The 17,977-nt window shown below is 57.9% G+C and carries 12 protein-coding genes and 2 tRNA genes; 10 read left to right on the top strand and 4 right to left on the bottom strand.

The window, feature by feature from the left end:
• The first annotated feature begins 36 nt into the window (after positions 1–36).
• A complete protein-coding gene (locus DMP17_RS04270) occupies positions 37–885 on the top strand; it encodes an ABC transporter permease (protein WP_337827820.1) in 849 nt (282 codons plus the stop codon).
• A 21-nt stretch (positions 886–906) separates the two neighbouring features.
• Here the strand turns inward: DMP17_RS04270 and hspQ are convergent, their stop codons facing one another.
• Positions 907–1,290 (bottom strand): heat shock protein HspQ, encoded by a 384-nt coding sequence (gene hspQ, locus DMP17_RS04265; RefSeq protein ID WP_337827819.1) that lies wholly within the window; start codon positions 1,288–1,290, stop codon positions 907–909.
• Positions 1,291–1,459: 169 nt separating this feature from the next.
• Between hspQ and DMP17_RS04260 the strand changes: the two genes are divergently transcribed.
• From DMP17_RS04260 to DMP17_RS04245, 4 genes are all read left to right on the top strand, one after another.
• Positions 1,460–1,549: transfer RNA gene (locus DMP17_RS04260), tRNA-Ser, on the top strand.
• 122 nt (positions 1,550–1,671) lie between these two features.
• Positions 1,672–3,561 (top strand): type I secretion system permease/ATPase, encoded by a 1,890-nt coding sequence (locus tag DMP17_RS04255; RefSeq protein WP_337827818.1) that lies wholly within the window; start codon positions 1,672–1,674, stop codon positions 3,559–3,561.
• Positions 3,551–4,912 carry an HlyD family type I secretion periplasmic adaptor subunit gene (locus DMP17_RS04250; RefSeq protein WP_337827817.1) on the top strand — a complete coding sequence of 454 codons (1,362 nt, stop codon included), beginning with the start codon at positions 3,551–3,553 and terminating at the stop codon, positions 4,910–4,912. Before DMP17_RS04255 ends, DMP17_RS04250 begins: the two co-directional genes overlap by 11 nt.
• A gap of 200 nt (positions 4,913–5,112) precedes the next feature.
• Positions 5,113–5,943 carry a sensor domain-containing diguanylate cyclase gene (locus DMP17_RS04245; protein ID WP_337827816.1) on the top strand — a complete coding sequence of 277 codons (831 nt, stop codon included), beginning with the start codon at positions 5,113–5,115 and terminating at the stop codon, positions 5,941–5,943.
• 25 nt (positions 5,944–5,968) lie between these two features.
• On the opposite strand, the gene DMP17_RS04240 is transcribed toward DMP17_RS04245, so the two are convergent.
• Together DMP17_RS04240 and DMP17_RS04235 are read right to left on the bottom strand one after the other, a co-directional pair.
• A tRNA-Pro gene (locus tag DMP17_RS04240) sits at positions 5,969–6,045 on the bottom strand.
• A gap of 105 nt (positions 6,046–6,150) precedes the next feature.
• On the bottom strand, positions 6,151–6,627 hold the full coding sequence (locus tag DMP17_RS04235; protein ID WP_337827815.1) for a JAB domain-containing protein: 477 nt from the start codon (positions 6,625–6,627) through the stop codon (positions 6,151–6,153).
• Positions 6,628–6,680: 53 nt separating this feature from the next.
• On the opposite strand from DMP17_RS04235, the gene thyA reads away from it, so the two are divergent.
• From thyA to DMP17_RS04210, 5 genes are all read left to right on the top strand, one after another.
• On the top strand, positions 6,681–7,625 hold the full coding sequence (gene thyA / locus DMP17_RS04230) for a thymidylate synthase (protein ID WP_443217819.1): 945 nt from the start codon (positions 6,681–6,683) through the stop codon (positions 7,623–7,625).
• Positions 7,626–7,787: 162 nt separating this feature from the next.
• Complete coding sequence (locus DMP17_RS04225; protein ID WP_337827814.1) at positions 7,788–9,071, top strand: 3-methyl-2-oxobutanoate dehydrogenase (2-methylpropanoyl-transferring) subunit alpha; 1,284 nt, start codon at positions 7,788–7,790, stop codon at positions 9,069–9,071.
• Positions 9,056–10,120 (top strand): alpha-ketoacid dehydrogenase subunit beta, encoded by a 1,065-nt coding sequence (locus tag DMP17_RS04220; protein WP_337827813.1) that lies wholly within the window; start codon positions 9,056–9,058, stop codon positions 10,118–10,120. The genes DMP17_RS04225 and DMP17_RS04220 overlap by 16 nt, the downstream gene beginning before the upstream one ends.
• A gap of 4 nt (positions 10,121–10,124) precedes the next feature.
• Entirely contained in the window at positions 10,125–11,462 is a 1,338-nt protein-coding gene (locus DMP17_RS04215) for a dihydrolipoamide acetyltransferase family protein (RefSeq protein ID WP_337827812.1), read from the top strand.
• Between the two features lie 209 nt (positions 11,463–11,671).
• Positions 11,672–12,637, top strand: coding sequence for an IS5 family transposase (locus DMP17_RS04210; protein WP_337827811.1), 966 nt, complete (start codon positions 11,672–11,674; stop codon positions 12,635–12,637).
• A 214-nt stretch (positions 12,638–12,851) separates the two neighbouring features.
• On the opposite strand, the gene DMP17_RS04205 is transcribed toward DMP17_RS04210, so the two are convergent.
• Positions 12,852–17,960 (bottom strand): hypothetical protein, encoded by a 5,109-nt coding sequence (locus tag DMP17_RS04205; protein WP_337827810.1) that lies wholly within the window; start codon positions 17,958–17,960, stop codon positions 12,852–12,854.
• Between the last annotated feature and the right edge of the window lie 17 nt (positions 17,961–17,977).

Genomic DNA, 17,977 nt, shown 5'->3' with positions numbered 1-17,977 from the left:
TTGCGGTTCCTTATTCCAGCCGATAGGCACCCGTGCATGGACATGAAAATCACCCCGCCACCTGCCGAAAATATTTCAAGAATTCGCAGCGAACCCGGTGTACCGGTGATCCGTTCGGTCAACTGGGCGGGGATGATTGCGCTATATCGCAAAGAAGTGCGGCGCTTTTTCAAGGTGCAACTCCAGACAATCTGGGCGCCTGCGGTCACGACATTGCTTTATCTGGTGATTTTCACGGTGGCGATGGGGCATCGCGGCGGCGAGATATTGGGCGCGTCCTTTGCCGATTTTATCGCGCCGGGGCTGATCGTCATGGGCATGATGCAGAACAGCTTTGCCAATTCCAGCTTCGCGCTGCTTGTCGGCAAGATGCAGGGGACGATTGTTGACTATCTGATGCCGCCCATTTCGGTGATCGAATTGCTGGCGGCGCTGGTGGGAGCCGCAGTGACGCGCGCCATATTGGTCGGCTTTGCGGTGTGGATCGTGATGGCCGTGTGGCCCGGCGTGCATGTAACCCCCAAACATCTTTGGGCGGTTATCGTGTTCGGCCTGCTGGGGTCTGCGATGCTCGGTTTTCTGGGCGTGATGACCTCCATCTGGGCGGAAAAGTTCGACCATGCGGCGGCGGTCACCAATTTTGTGGTGGCCCCTTTGTCGCTTCTGTCCGGCACTTTCTATTCGGTCGACCGCCTTGCGCCGACCTTTGCCGCAATCAGCCATGCCAATCCCTTTTTCTATGTGATTTCAGGCTTTCGCTACGGTTTTATCGGTCAAGCGGATTCGCCCGTTCTGCTCGGCGCGGGCATATTGCTCGCGGTCAATATCGTGCTGGCACTGGCTTGCTATATGCTGCTCAAATCGGGCTGGAAGCTGAAAGCCTGACGCTTTCGCTCCTCACTGGCCCTAATGCTTATGGATGGATTTGAGCGGATAGCGTCCGTTGCGATAGGCGTCGAACAAATCCTTGAGTTCGGGATGATAGACCGGCCCTGATTCTGCGTCCGCGACCAGATTGCCCTGGCTGACATAGGCCGTATAGCTGCCCTCGTCGCCTTCCGCGAGCAGATGGTAATAAGGTTGGTTCTTGTCCGGCCTGATCTGTTCGGGGATGGATTGATACCATTCCTCGTCATTGGAAAAAATCGGGTCGACATCGAAAATCACGCCGCGAAAATCGAACATTTTATGGCGCACAATATCGCCGATCGCAAAGCGGGCGCTGGTCATCATCGGCACGGCTTCATGGCCAAGCCCTGTCATGTGCAAGTCTTTGTAACTGGAACTCATGCTCTCAATGTAAGCGGAAAGCGCGGTGCTGCAAGGGGTGTAATAGGAGGGGCCGCAGGAAATGGTGGTTATCGCACATCTAGGGCTTGGCAACATCAAAATCATGCGCTAATGGCCCCGCTTCCGACCCACGGGGGAGCGAAAAATATCGTTCTTGCCGGACCTCTGCGGAGAGGTGGCTGAGTGGTCGAAAGCACCGCACTCGAAATGCGGCGTGCCCGTGAGGGTACCCAGGGTTCGAATCCCTGCCTCTCCGCCACTTCGGTATAAAACCGGATTATATTTTACAGCGAAGATGAAGCAAACCGACGATAGAGTTGGTTGACCCCCGCAACTTACGCGCTATCCATTCGCTACGAAATTTCCGGGGCGGATGGATTCATGTATAAAAATAATGTCGGTTCGACCCTGACGCACCTCTACCGGACGCACCGGACAGTATTCCTGTCCATCTTTCTGTTTAGCGCCGTTCTCAACATATTGGCGTTGGCAGGATCCTTTTTCATGCTGCTCGTTTATGACGAGGTGTTGCCGGGACGAAGCGGGGCGACATTGTTCGGCCTCATTCTTTTGGTGTCGATAGCCTATTTGTTCCAAGGGTTTCTTGAGCTTTTTCGCTCCCGCGTGATGATCCAGGTGGGCGCGTTGCTCGACCGGAACCTATCGAATCATGTGTTCGACATTGTATCGCAAAGCCCATTACGCGGACTGGATGGGGCCGAAGGGATGCAACCCGTTCGGGATATAGATCAGGTGCGCAGCTATTTTTCCGGGATAGGTCCGCTGGCGCTGTTCGACCTGCCTTGGGTTATTCTTTATCTGGCGATATTGTTCGCCTTCCATTACCAGCTTGGCCTGCTGACAATGCTTGGCGCGATCATTTTGATTATGCTGACCCTTTTCGCAGACCGTGTTACGTCGGCGCGCAGTCGATCGCTGACACAAATGTCCCAATCCCGTTATGCTGTCGCCGAGGCGGGGCGGCGTAATGCCGAAGTACTGCGTGCGATGGGGATGGCGGACAGGGTCAAGGCCCAATGGCGACATGCAAGCGACAATTTCCTCGATGCGAACACCCAATTGTCGGATATGTCCGGTGGCCTTCAGATAATTTCACGGATATTCCGTCTTTTCCTGCAATCCATGGTGCTCGCGGTCGGTGCTTGGCTGGTGATTAACGATCAGGCATCTGGCGGGATCATTATCGCCAGTTCCATCATTAGTTCCCGTGCGCTTGCGCCGATCGAACAGACAATCGCACAGTGGCGTCCACTCGTCGCCGCGCGCCAGAGCCTTGCGCGTTTGGATGATCTCCAAACCGTTTTTCCCGAACCGATTGCACGCACCCGATTACCGGCACCCAGCCAATCCCTGACGCTGCAAAATGTAACCTCCGGGCCGCCGTCGGCGCGCAAGGTGACAGTCCAAGATATAAGTTTTTCGTTGAAAGCGGGACAGGTTCTGGGCGTAGTCGGGCCTAGCGCCTCCGGGAAAAGTTCGCTGATCCGCACCATTGTCGGCATTTGGCCACTGTTGCGCGGGGAAGTGCGGATTGACGGGGCGACTATAGACCAATGGACGCCGGAAATGTTGGGACCGCATATCGGTTTTCTGCCGCAAGATGTCGAGCTGTTCGACGGCACAGTTGCGCAGAATATAGCGCGGTTTTTACCCGATGCTACATCGGAAGAAATAATCGCAGCCGCTAAAAAGGCTGGGGTTCATGAACTTATTCTGAAATTGCCCGACGGCTATGACACGCCGCTTGGGGCGAATGGTAGTAATTTATCCGCCGGGCAGCGGCAACGCATGGCTTTGGCCCGCGCCCTGTTTCGAGCGCCATTTCTTGTCGTGTTGGACGAGCCTAATTCGAACCTTGATACGGAAGGCGAAGCGGCGCTCACCCGTGCGATTGCCACATTAAAAAGCGAAGGGGCCATTATAGTGGTGGTCGCGCACCGGCCCAGTGCGCTGGCCGAAGCAGATGTGCTGCTTTTGATGCAGGATGGCCGCGCGCTTGCTTATGGGCCGAAGAATGAAATTTTACCTAAATTGTTGCCGGGTGGAGGAAAGCGCACGCCAGCCGCACCGACGCAGGCGGGCGCACAGGCGCACGCACAAAGACAGGCTGAAGCACAAGCAGGCATGCCTCCCTCGGCCCCGGCTTCGTCCAGAACGGCCGATGGCCTCGTACGGGCCAAAATAGTCGGCACATCGAAGACGACAGCCGTTACGCCCAAGCCCTCGCGAAAGGAGGCGGATGATGAATGATATTATGAACATTCCGCCTAGCAACCATAATTTCCCGGCCTTGCAGCCCCACGACAGTCACAGCGGGGAAATCGCGATGCAACGCAATATGCGTTTGGGCCTTGTCGTCTTGGCAATTCTGGTCTTTGTTTTGGGTGCGCTCGCTATTTTTGTGCCGATGCAGGGCGCTGTTATCGCGCAAGGACAGTTTACGGTCGAAACCCGCGTCAAACATATCGGCCATCCGACAGGCGGCGTCATTGCCGACATCTTGGTGCGCGAGGGCGATCATGTGAAAGCAGGGCAGGAATTATTGCGCCTGGATGATACGGTCTCTGAAGCGACAGCGAACCTGACGGGTGAAAACTATGATCAGTTACTCGCGCGGGCGGCACGGTTGAAGGCAGAGCGGGAAGGACGAACGCGCATCATTTTTCCCCCCGAACTTTCTGCACGCGCCAATAATCCATCCGTGCGTCACCTCATGGCGGAAGAACAACGTTTGTTGGCTTTGCGCACCGGAACAACGGGTAGCCAGAAACAACAATTGGTCGAAAGGGTCCGGCAAGCAGAAGCGCAAATTTCCGGTTTGCAACAACAATTGGCGGCCAATCGCGAGCAAACCGCCCTTATAGATAAGGAATTGCGCGCCACGCGCGAGCTTTGGTCCAAAGGTTATACAACATTGGCGCGGCTCAATCAGGTGGAACGGACGGCAGTTGACCTCAAGTCGCAAGCCGGAGCGATGAACGCCAATATTGCATCAACCCGCGCGCAGATTGCCGAAATAAAGGGGCAAATCCTGACGGTTGAAAGCAATTTACGCAGCGGCTCGGGCACCGAATTGGCGGAAGTGGAAACCCAGCTAGCGGAAATGCAGCGCAATAAAATTGCAGCGCAGGACACCGTCAACAGGGTCAGTATTCGCGCGCCGCAATCGGGCACAGTAGATAAACTCGCCTTTGCAACAGTAGGGGGCGTGATTCCGCCGGGTGAAACCATATTGGATATTGTTCCCGATAGCGACGCTCTGGTTGTCGAGGCGCAAATTTCTCCGCGTGATGTTGACCAAGTCCATAAGAATCAAAATGTCCGCTTGCAAATGTCTGCTTTTAATACGCGGACAACGCCGGAGGTTGAAGCTGTTGTGGAAACCGTGTCGGCCAACCGCACAACCGATCCGCGCAACGGGGCATCTTATTATATTGTTCGCATCCGTCCCAATCCGGAAAGTTTGGCAAAAGCAGGGAAACTTGAATTACGCGCGGGAATGCCTGTCGAGGCCTTTATTCAGACCGGAGAGCGCAGTCTTTTGGCCTATATTACCAAGCCTTTGACCGACCAATTACGCCGCGCTTTCCGCGAGAACTGATTGTCCGGAAACGGAAAACCCTCCTCCGCTTCGGTTGGTCGAAATTGAGCCGTTTATAAGGGAAATCTTCACTCTCTCCGCATAAACAGGATTAACATCGTGTAAAATCTACCGCGCCCGGAGCGGTTCCTGACGCAGACAGGGCCGATATCATCGGTCATTGGGGAGAGGAAGTGATAAGCAATCATGACACTTTATTCATGGTGGTCGGTGTGTCTGCGGGGACATTGGCAACGATGATGGCGATTGCTTGGCTGTCGAACAGCGGGGCGAAAGCGCTGCTGGTGTGGGCGTTCAGCATGGCCTGCGCTTGTGGCGGCCTCTTGCTCTATGTATTTACGCCTTTCCACAATGATCCGGCGATGGCGCTGGCCTTCGGACTGGAGATGATGGCGCTCACAGGTTTGTTGCTGGTGACATTGGATCGCGCCCCGCTTCGGCAGAAATTAGCCATTGGCGCGGCGTCGCTCCTGTGTGCGTTGCTGTTTGTAATGGGGCCGATTGTGGCGGGCTATAATGGCGTTGGCCTCATCATCTATAATATCTTTGCCGCCGCGATTTTATTTATTGCCGCATGGCGGTTCCAAAAAGGCCCGGAAGAAACGCCCGTTTTGAACCGGCTTGCCGTGATTGTAGGCGCGATGGTGGCGCTGTCTTTCCTTGTCTGTGCGGTGATGCTTGTCGTGCAAGGCGAGCTAAAACTGACCAAGCGGCCTGATAGCTGGGCGGAGACCGTCAACGGTCTGTTGATTCTCCTCGGCCTTGGCGCGTTGACCGGCCATTGGCTGGCGCTCCACCAGAGGCGGCTTGTGCGCGAGCATGAGTTGAACGCGCGCACCGACGCACTTACCGGTCTTCTCAACCGGCGCGGGCTTGCCGATTATTTCGACAAAGCGGGGTTACAGTCGGATTGCGCGGTTATCCTGTTCGATCTCGACCATTTCAAAACGGCCAAGGATAGCCGGCGTAACCGCGTCATGCTGCAACCGACCGCGCTGGCTATATCAGCCAACGCCGCGCAGACCGCTTAATATTAAGGGCATAATGGAAAGAATTTGGTCGGGGAGAGAGGATTCGAACCTCCGGCCCCTGCCTCCCGAAGACAGTGCTCTACCAGGCTGAGCTACTCCCCGACCGATGGTTGGTTGCGAGGCAACCTACCGAGGCAAGGCGCGTCCTATAGAAGCGCCTTCCGGACCTTTCAAGCCCGAAATCCGAAAATTATGGTTCCGCCGCTTTTATCCGGAGTGCTGGCAGAAAACATGGTGATTTTCCGTGCTGCCGACGATGATATGTTCGACCAGCTTCACGCCTGTTTCATTGCATAAGTCCGCCAAATGCCGCGTCGTGCGCATATCGGCGCGGCTCGGATGCGGATTGCCGGACGGGTGATTATGCGCAATCGCCAGATAATGGCAGTCGGGATCGGCCAGCACCGCGCCGAGATAGTCTATATCGAACAGGATTTTGTCGGACGCGCCATCAAGCATGAACCAATGTTTCAACGTGCCGCTGGCGTTAAAGCCTGCAACAATCATCTGTTCCTTATCCTGTGCGCGCAAGGCTTCGGTCGCGAATATGTCGACGATGCCGATCATATGCCGTTCAGCGGGATCGGCGATAGTCGGGGGAAGGGGCGCAATGGCGGACATGGACACCACTAAAAGCCTTGGTTGCCGCAAATGCAAGCCAAGGCTGTGCGGCTTGTCGCGCAAGGCATTGATCTATAGCGTTGCACGCTGACCTCCAAGCCCCAAGGATTCGCCCGTTGCCGGACAATACGCCCCTGCCGCATTATGAAGATCAATATCTGGACCTGATGCGCCGCATCTGGACGCAAGGGGATGAACGGGTCGACCGCACAGGCGTCGGCACGCGTTCTGTTTTCGGCGCGACAATGCGCTTTTCTTTGGCCGATGACGCCATCCCTTTGCTCACCACCAAGCGGGTTTACTGGAAGGTCGCGGCGCGCGAGATGCTGTGGTTTTTGACCGGCAACACCAATATCAAGCCTTTGGTCGAACAAGGCGTCCATATCTGGACCGACTGGCCGCTCGACCGGTATCGGCGCGAAACCGGCGAAGAGATTAGCCGCGATGCGTTTGAAGCCAGAATATTGGCGGAGGAGGATTTTGCCAAAGCCTGGGGTGATTTGGGGCCGGTCTATGGCGCGCAATGGGTTAATTGGCCGCGCTATGTCGCGCTTGGCGATGAAGGCCATTATGTGCGCACCGAACATGGCATCAACCAGATTGCCGAGCTTGTGAAAAGCCTCACCACCAATCCGGGATCGCGGCGGCATATTTTTACCGGCTGGAATGTGGCCGAACTGGACGGGATGGCCTTGCCGCCATGCCATATGACTTATCAATTCCATGTCGCGGGCAATAAATTGTCGGGGCTTTTGTTCCAGCGCAGTTGTGACCTCGGCCTTGGGTTTGCGTTCAATATTTTCGGGCTCAGCCTCCTCACGCGGATGCTCGCGCAGCAATGCAATCTGGAAGCGCATGAGGTGGTTTGGAACGGGGGCGACGTTCATCTGTATCTTAATCATGAAAGCCTTGTCGAAGAGCAGTTGGCGCGCACGCCGCAAGGCGCGCCCAAGTTCAGGATAAAGCGCAAGCCGGACTCGATTTTCGACTATAAAATCGAGGATTTCGAAGTCGAGGATTACCAGCCGCAAGCGCCTATCAGTGCGCCGGTAGCGGTCTGAATTTGTTGCGGTTTATGGTGGTGGAGCGCCGGGTATCACCCGGCTTGTGTTTTGAAGTAGTTTGAAATAAAATAACATAATGTTGTAATAATCGAATGTGTGCGGTTCGAGCCGGAAAGGGCCTGGAACCGGTAAAAAGCCATTCGTTCGAGAGGATTGCCGATGCCTGATTCGCATACGCGCCCGCGGAGCAATTTGCCGCCTTTGTCGCTGCACGTTCCCGAACCCCGCTTCCGTCCCGGCGACGAGGCGGATTTCAGTGACATCGTCATCCCGCCCGCCGGATCGGTGCCGCGCCCGGCGGAAAATGTGAAGCCGAGCGACGTGCATGAGCTTGCCTATAGCCTCATCCGCGTGCTGGATGAGGGCGGCAAGCCGGTCGGCCCGTGGGATCCGCGTCTGTCAGCCGACGAAAAGCTTGCGATGCTGCGCTATATGGCGCTGGTCCGCGCGTTCGATGATCGTATGTATCGCGCGCAGCGTCAGGGCAAAACCAGCTTCTATATGAAATGCACCGGCGAAGAGGCGATTGCGGTAGCCGCGACGATGGCGATGGACCGCGACGATATGTTCTTTCCGAGCTATCGCCAGCAAGGCATTTTAATCGCGCGCGATTATCCGATTGTCGACATGATCAACCAGATTTATTCGAACAAGGGCGACGCGCTCAAAGGCCGCCAATTGCCGATCATGTATTCGGCCAAGGATTATGGCTTTTTCTCCATCTCCGGCAATCTTGCGACCCAATATCCGCAAGCGGTCGGCTATGCGATGGCGAGCGCGGCCAAGGGCGACAGCAAGATTGCATCGGTCTGGTGCGGCGAAGGGTCGACCGCAGAAGGCGATTTCCACAGCGCGCTTACCTTTGCGACCGTCTATAATGCGCCGGTCATCTTCAATGTCGTCAATAATCAATGGGCGATTTCCTCCTTCTCCGGATTTGCCGGGGCAGAGCGCACCACCTTTGCCGCGCGCGGCATCGGCTATGGCATTGTCGGCCTGCGCATCGACGGCAATGACGCGCTCGCGGTGTATGCCGCGACGCAATGGGCAGCAGAGCGCGCGCGCACCAATCAGGGCCCGACGCTTATCGAGCATTTCAGCTATCGCGCCGAAGGCCATTCGACCTCGGATGACCCCAGCGCCTATCGCAGCGCCGATGAAAGCAGCGCCTGGCCGCTCGGCGACCCGATTGCGCGGTTGAAGGCGCACTTGATCGGTGAAGGCTTGTGGGACGAAGAACGCCACGCCGCGATGGATTTAGAGCTTGCAGAACTTGTGAAGTCTGCAGGCAAAGAGGCTGAAAAGAACGGCATTTTGGGGCATGGTATGCACCAGCCGTTTGAAACCATGTTTGAAGATGTGTTCGAGGATATGCCTTGGCATCTCCAAGAACAATGCGCGCAAGCCATCAGCGAAAGGGATCGCAAATGGCAAAAGAAATGAGTGATCTGATGGTCGAAGAAACCGAAAGCGGCGCCATCAAGCGCATGAACATGATCGAGGCGATCAACAGCGCGATGGATGTCATGCTGGAGCGCGACCCCGATACGGTCGTATTGGGCGAAGATGTCGGCTATTTTGGCGGCGTGTTCCGTGCAACCGCAGGCTTGCAGAAAAAATATGGCAAGACCCGTGTGTTCGATACGCCGATTACCGAATGTGGTATTATCGGCGTCGGTGTCGGCATGTGCGCTTACGGCTTGCGGCCGATCCCCGAAATCCAGTTTGCCGACTATATCTATCCCGCGCTCGACCAATTGGTGAGCGAAGCGGCGCGCCTGCGCTACCGCTCGGCGGGCGATTTTATCTGCCCGATGACGGTGCGTTCGCCCTTTGGTGGCGGCATTTTCGGCGGACAGACGCACAGCCAGTCGCCCGAAGGAATTTTCACCCATGTCAGCGGGTTAAAGACCGTTATTCCCTCGACACCTTATGATGCCAAGGGGCTTTTGATTGCGTCGATCGAGGATAATGATCCGGTGATCTTCTTTGAACCCAAGCGCATCTATAACGGGCCCTTCTCCGGCTATTATGACCGTCCGGTCGAAGCCTGGGCCAAATTTGACGATGCCGATGTGCCGCAAGGCTATTATCGCATCGAGCTTGGCAAAGCGAATATTGTGCGCCCGGGCGATGGCCTCACCATCCTTTGCTATGGCACGATGGTCCATGTCGTCAAAACCGTGGTCGCGGAAATGGAAGTGGACGCGGAAATTATCGACCTGCGCACGCTGATGCCGCTCGACATCGACACAATCGAAGCCTCGGTCGAAAAGACCGGACGCTGCCTTGTCGTCCATGAAGCGACGCGCACCAGCGGCTTTGGCGCGGAACTCGCCGCGCTCGTGCAGGAACGCTGCTTCTATCATCTCGAAGCGCCGGTCGAGCGCGTCACCGGTTTTGACACCCCTTATCCCCATAGCCTTGAATGGGCATATTTCCCCGGGCCGATCCGCATCGGTCAGGCGATTGAAAAGATTATGAAGGATTGATCTGATGGCCCGTTTTACATTCAATCTGCCCGACATTGGCGAAGGTATTGCCGAAGCCGAAATCGTCGCTTGGCACGTCAAGGTTGGCGACCGTGTCGAAGAAGACCAGCAGATCGCCGATATGATGACCGACAAGGCCACCGTCGAAATGGAAGCGCCGGTATCCGGCACTGTGCTGGAAGTTGCGGGCGCGGAAGGCGATGTAATCGCGATTGGCTCGATGCTGGTTGTCATCGAAACCGATGCCGCCGAAGCCGAAGAACAAATGGAAACAACGCCCGCGCACGCCGATGAAGGCACGCCGGGGCCGATGGATGAAGCGACGCTGGAAGCTGAAAATCCCGGTGTCGAACTGATCGAGGAAGATAAGACCGCGCCCGACCAGACGGCGGCGCAAGTGGCGGCGGTTGCCCCGGCTCTGACAGAGACTCCTGCGGCTGAGGCTCCCAAGGCAGCGGCTCCGGCAGCAGCAGCAGCCCATGCGGCCAAGGTGCTGGCATCGCCTGCGGTGCGCCAACGTGCCAAGGAATTGCAGATTGATCTGGGTGCGGTCAAACCGGCCGCCGATGGTCGTGTGCGTCACAGCGATCTCGACGCGTTTCTCGCTTATGGCAGCGGGCAGGGCTATCGTCCGGCGTCCAAGCCGCGCGCGGACGAGCCGATCAAGGTTATCGGGATGCGCCGCCGCATTGCCGACAATATGGCCGCGTCCAAGCGCGCCATTCCGCACTTCACCTATGTCGATGAAGTCGATGTGACGGCATTGGAGGCGATGCGCGCTGATTTGAATGATAATCGCGGCGACCGTCCGAAGCTCACCATGCTGCCGTTGATGATTGTTGCAATCTGCAAAACCATCCCCGAATTTCCGATGATTAATGCGCGCTATGATGATGAAGCGGGGATTGTAACCCGTTATGGCGCGGTGCATCTGGGCATGGCGACGCAAACCGATGCGGGGCTGATGGTTCCGGTCATCCGCGATGCGCAGGCGAAAAATGTGTGGCAATTGGCGGCAGAAATCAGCCGCCTTGCCGAAGCCGCACGCACCGGCAAGGCCAAGAGCGAGGAGCTTTCGGGGTCGACGCTCACCATTACATCGCTTGGGCCGCTTGGCGGGATTGCGACCACGCCGGTCATCAACCGTCCCGAAGTTGCGATTATCGGCCCCAACAAGATTGTCGAACGACCGATCTTCCAGGGCGATGATATTGTCCGCGCCAAGCTTATGAACATCTCGATTAGCTGCGACCACCGCGTCGTCGATGGCTGGGATGCGGCGAGCTATATCCAGGCGTTGAAGAAGGTGCTGGAAACCCCGGTGCTGCTGTTCGCGGATTGAGGATAGGGTAGAAGATAAAGCATCACATCCGTCACCCTCCCTTTCAGGGAGGGTCGAATTTTACGAAGAAAAATTCGGGGTGGGTGTTGCGGCTTAAAGCCATGTACCCACCCCAAAAGGCGTGCCGCCTTTTGACCCTCCCTAGAAGGGATCGTTGCATAATTCCCCGAAGTTTGATTCACTCGTCCTGTTGGCAAGGGAGTGGATTGATGGGTGATCAGTTGGGGTTTGCGGATGGTTGGGCGTCGCCCAAGCTGGGGCGCAATGCGGGGTTGGAGCGGCTGTCGGAGGCGGTGGATTGGCAGGCGTTGGAGCGGCTTTTGGCGAAGCTGCGCCATGATGGTCCGGGGCGTCCGGCCTTTCCTGCGCTGATGATGCTGAAGGCTGTGCTGTTGCAACAATGGTATGGCCTGTCGGATGCCGAGGCCGAGGAGGCGATTAATGACCGTGTGTCGTTCCGCCGTTTTCTGGGCCTGTCGCTAGAGGCCGCTTCGCCCGATCATACGACCTTGTGCCGTTTTCGCGGGCGTTTGGCCGAAACGGGCCTTGGTGCCGTCTTATTTGCCGCGTTCGAGCGCCAGTTGGAGGCGCGCGGGCTGATTGTGAAGCAGGGCACGATGGTCGATGCGACGCTGATCGCCGCGCCCTTCCGCCCCGGCTCGCCCGGAGGCACGCGCCAGCCGGTCGATCCCGACGCTGCGGTAACGACCCGCAAAGGCACGGGCAGCGGCATCAACAAGCGCCGCCTCCATTATGGCTATAAGCTTCACATCGGCACAGACCAAGGCAGCCGGCTGATCCGCCGCCTTGTGCTGACCCCGGCAAACGTCAATGATACCGTCCCGGCCGACCGGCTTGTGTGCGGTGATGAAGCGGCGCTTTATGGTGACAAGGCTTATGCCAAGCGCGCGCGCCGACAGGCTTTGAGAGCAGCGGGCATCAAGCCGCGCATCATGCACAAAAGCTGGGGCGGCGGCCCGGCGCTTACCGCCTGGCAACAACGCCACAACCGCCTCATCGCGCCCATCCGCGCTGAAGTGGAGGGCGTGTTCGCAACGCTCAAACGATGGATGAACCTCACCCGGATGCGCTACCGTGGCCTTACCAAAAACAGCAACCACGCCTTCCTCGTCGCACTCGCCTATAATATGAAACGGGCGATGAAACTGGCGTAAGCCCGGCTTTGAAACAGGGCGCCCACGGGCATCCCCGCCCTCCATCATCCTCCCATTTGCTTCGCGATATAAGCGCAAATAACGCGCGCTCACCCGCCAACGGAGTGGATGGACGAATTATGCAACGATCCCTAGAAGGGAGGGTGACGGTAAAAAAAAAGCCCCGGTCGCCTATGTGCGCCGGGGCTTTTCTTTTGCCTGTGCTTCGCCTTGCTTATTGCAAGCCCAAACCCGCAAAGCTTTCCTGATCGAATTTCAGGCGGAAGGTCAGATACGGACCGCTGCGGGTGTAGCGCGCTGCTTCGAAATCGCGGTCGCGATATCCGGTGAAATTATAGCCAAGCGACAACCAGCCATTTTTGAACGGCGTCAATCCGATAGCGGGGCCGCCGGAAAAGGCGATCTGCTTGCCCCAGCCGGTCAGGCGCACCGTGCCTGCTGCGCCGATTTCCAGCATATCATTAATGTCGAACCCGAAATCGCCGCCGAAAATGTTGGAAAAGCCCTTAATATCGTCCGCGCCATAACGGTCGGACACATAGCGGCTGCCCCAGAAGAAGCCATATTCGCCGCGCTCGACAAATTCCTGTGCGCTGCTGCTGTCCATCGCGCTGCGTCCGTCAACCGGCGTCAGGTTAAGGCTGAAGCTGTTGATGATGCGGCGCGAATGATGGTCGCCATCAAGCGTCAGGTCGGGGCCGCCAATCGGGCCGGGCTGACCAGCGACCGCGTTGACAATCTTGTCGTCGCGCAGTTCCAGCTTGTCGAGCCATGACCAGCGGCTATCTGCCGGACGGTTGGCCCAGGACAGTTGCAAATTGGTCGCGCGGGTCGCCGGGCCGCCATTCTTGTCCTCGGCCTTGGCAAAGGTGAACAGCGCGCCGACATTGCGGCCTTCGCTGATGCGGCGAATAGCTCCGAAGGTCGCGCCATAACGATTCACTTCCTCGCCATTGCGATACTCGGCGCGGCCCGTCATCGTCCAAAGGTCGCTGCGATAGGTCGCGCCGAGCGTGGTCGCGATAAAATCTTCGGCGATAAGGCCGTGCGATCCCAAATGTCCGCCGGAGGCCACCGGATGATCGGGGTTCAACACCGCCTCCTTGTCGAAACCACTCAGCGTCTTGTTGGAATCGACGGTGAAATCGACCGTCCAGTTTTTCGATAGCGGCAAGGATTGCGCAAGGCCGAACGCGGCATAGGTGCGCGGGCCATATTCCTGAATGTCCTGCTGGTTGCCGCTCGCGGTGATGCGGGCGCCCGCCCAAGGCTGGATGTCGAAACCGGCACGGAAAGTGCGCGCCTTGACCGCATCGCCTTCGGCAATTTCATAGCTTGCGACAAGATTGATGTCTTTGGTCGCGGCAAAGCGTGCGCCGACGCGGTGACGGGCGGGGAAGTCCACGCTGTCATCCTTGCCGCCCAGCGCGAATTCGGATTGCGCGTCCAACTCAAGCCGGTTGTTCATCAGGCGATGCGTGCCGCCAATCTGCACCAGCGTCGATTCCTTCGCGGTGCCATCCATCATGCGGTCATTGGCGTAAAGAAGCCCTGCGCGCAGCGTGGTCGCGTTGGTGCGATATTCGAGCAAGGCGCGGCCTGCGCGGCGTTGCATATCGGTATCGAGAAAATCTTCCTGCCAAGCACTGGCGGTCAGCGACAGGTCGTTGGTGAGGCGCACACGGCCATCGAAGCCGAATTTGCGCGTCGCATCTTCCGAACGGTTGAGAAAGCCCGTGCCGAAACCGCCATCGCGCTGGCGCACATAGCCCAGCATATCGAATTTGCTGCTATGATGTTCGGCTTCGAGGAGCCATGCGCTCGCCTTATTGTCCTTGGCTGCATCGCCGGTTGTGCTTTTGGCATCGCTATGCGCGAATTCGGCGCGGATTTCGGTCGAAACATTGGGACGATAACGCACATCGACGCCGCCCAGATTGGTCTTGCTGAGGTCGGTTTCGTCATGGATGGCACTGGCACCTACGCGCAATTTTTCGTCATTGCTGGTCCAGCTCGCGCGGCCACCGGCGTTGAGGACACGCTTGCCGACGCCATCGACTTCATAGGACACCACAATGAATTGCGGGTTCATCTGGCTGTCGCGGCTCAAGACGGGCTCGCGGAAGCGCAGCGTGCCGTTGCGGTAATCGACGTCATAATCGACATGACGCATCAGCGTCACTTGCGACAGGATCCGTTCGCTGTGCAACCGGTCGCGCACTTCGATCATCACCTTTTCGGTGTTGGCCAAAATGTCGCGGCGACCAAGCTGGTAGGGACCGGTGAGGCCCGACCCTTGCAATTCTTCGCGGAACGAACGGTAGGGCGTATCGGCGGCAAAGGCACTCGCGGCGACATTTTTGCTGCGATATTCGGCCTTCACGCCGTTCAGCGTGCGTTGGTAATTGGCCAATTGGGTTTCGCCCATATTGGTGTCGTAATCGCCGAACAGCGCATAAAATTGCGGGCGTTCCAGCTTCAGATAAAGCTTGCGCACCGATGCCGCATCATAGCGCGTCTGCGATTTGTCGGCATAGATGGTGTAATAAGCGGTCGGATCAATCGTGCCGTGAAGGCGCGTATTATCCTTATCCTTATCGCTGTCATAAGCGAGCGTCATCAGCCATTTGCCCTGCACACGGCCCTTGGCATAAAGCGCAAGGCGGGCATCGGTGTTGACGTCATCGACCTTGTCCGACAACGGCTCCATGCGGTCATCAAGCGTATTATAGCCGACGGTCCCGGCGGCAAAGCCCACCACGGTCCACGGACGCTTGCCCGGATCAAGCCAGGTATCGACCGTTTGCTGACGCGAAATGTCACCATCACGGAAACTGAAAGATACGGGCAGCGAGCCGGATGCCGTGGTCGGCTCCAGTTCGATATAGGCCACGCCATTATCTCCCACGACACGCCACACAGCGGGTGCGCGCTCAAGACCGGAAAGCTGGCGGCTCTGCTGCGTATCGGCTTCGATCGCAGCGGCATAAGGCGAGGGGACCGAAAAGTCACCGACAAGGCCATGCTTAACCGGACGGCCTTCACGGTCGGTGAGGCGCACCGCAATCACCGGACGGGTAACGCCATCGGCGACGAGCAGCGACTTGTCGCGCAACAACTCGGCGCGCATCGGCGCAATCGCATAATGGACCTTGCGCGAAAGCTCTTGCACGACCGCGCCATTGGCGTCGATCACGCGCGCGGTGAGTTCGGTATTGGCATCGCCAATTTCAACGCCGCGCCACAGGCTCACTGAAAAACTATTGTCCGGCGATTTACGCGCGCCGTCAAAGGTCAGCGGTTCGACCGGCTTGCCATTGGCGAACAGCTCAACCTTTTGCGTGGGCAAATGTTTGATGGCGACCCGCACGGCTTTGGTGCGCGGATTATGGTCCGGTTCGGGGAACAGCCATTCTATGCCTGCGCTCTGGCCCGCCATCCAGTCGCGCGTCGCGCCAGCCGCTTCCGGGTCATCAAGAGCGATTTCGCGTGTCGGCGCCTTGGCTGCCTGCGATTGGCGCGGCGCAACGGCACGGGCGCGGAAGTCTGCGCGTTTCAAAGCGCCGCCCTGACCTTCGACAAAGCGCGAAATCGCATTGCCCGCCGAGCGTGTGTTCTGCGCGCAATCCACCGCTTCACGGTCGAGCGGGAGGGTGGACGGGTCAATCTGGACGACATGCAATCCGGTGCGCACGCCTTCAAAATGATAGCGGCCTTCATCGTCGGTGACGCTGTAGCTGCCGTCCTGCAACATCACGCGCACACCAGCAATGCCCTTGGACTTGGCCGGATCGACCAAGCAGCCGCCTTCGGTGATGCGGCCGATAATGGTCAGCTTGTCGCTGATTTCGTCGCGGTTGATACGGATGACCGCATCGCTCTTGTTCGATGTGCTGCCGCGCGAATCGCTGGCGGTCGCCATGTTAATGGCATCGCCGGGCTGCGCATCCTGCCGTACTTCGGCAAGATAGGTGAGGAGGCCCGACTGGCCGCCTGCCAACGCCGGAACCGTCACCGAAAAGCCGGTGCCGTCCGCTTTGGTGACAGCAGAAATTTTGACGCCATTATAACGCACCGTTTCGGGGCGTAGGCGCAGCGAGGTCGGCAGATCGTCGAAAATCGTAATCTGGCCGGTCGAGCGCACCGCATCGCTATTGGTGACGCTGATACGATATTGGACCGCATCGCCCGGCACTGCGGTGGTGGTCGAGGCGATCTTGCGCACCAGCAAAGGCGTTCCCGGACGGTCGAGCGGCACGTCGATCCGCACCGGTTCGGGCGATGAAAGCGTGAAGCTTTTGCTATAGGACGCATCCGTAATATGGAACGCATCGCCATCGGGGCGGCGCAGCGGCGCGAGATCCGCAGGGGTTGCCGACGACGGGGCCGAATAAGGCGAAGGCGGCGTGATAACCAGATGATATTTGCCCGGCGCAACGAACGGGAAACGATAATCGCCATTGCCGAACGCATAGGATGCGCCCGACGAATCGGTCACGGTCGTGCCGGTGATAACCGTGCTGGGAAAGCGCGATACGCCGTCATCACCATAAACGGTCGCGGGCTGGCCGGTTGCTTCGTCGATGATGGTAACGCTGGTTCCGGCGACCGGAGTGCCATCACCGCTGTCAAAGGTGATGCCATAAGGGTCCACCAGGAAAGAGATGAGCGCATCGGCGGTGATTGAACTATCCGCCACGCTGGTGACAATGACCGGAACCGTGCTGCCGGGTTCGACCGACAGGGTGCAATCGCCTTGCTTGAGGGCAGGGGGGATGCGGCTTGAATTGAGCATACCGAGGAAATGGCCGCTATCGGCGGATTTTTCGGTGAGGGTGATGGCCTCGCGGTCGCCATTGGCGGTGGTGACGATAACGTCGAGCGTTTCGCGCACATTGGCGTCGCGATTGGCTTTAAGCGCGGTCATGCCGATCACGACCGGCGTACCTGCGATGAAACTATGTTCGGCGACCAGCGCCGCCGGATCGGTGGCAAGGCCTGCAAAGACGCCTTTGGGTGTAATAAATTGGTCGCCGCCAGAAGCTGCGCATTTGGTCGGCGCGACCGGCGCAGAGATGCTGCCTGATCCGTTGCCGAAGCGATAGATAACGATTTCCGGCGGACTGGCCGGAAGCGCGGTGGTGAGAACCGTAACTTCGTTGGACGAAACCGTTTCAGGCTTGCCATCGACGGTCCAGCTTGCCGACGCAATATTGCGCACGATCCGCTGGGCGTGCGCAGGCGCTGCAGCAAACGCAGCGATATGCGTTGCCAACACCATAAGAGATGCCGCCGAAACAGTTTTTTTGGTTAATATATTCATGGGAAAAGGCGGGGCCG

It is taken from the genome of Pseudonocardia sp. TMWB2A, from assembly GCF_017312135.1.
The sequence above is the reverse complement of the archived record's forward strand: the minus strand, read 5'-3'. Positions and strand labels throughout refer to the sequence as shown.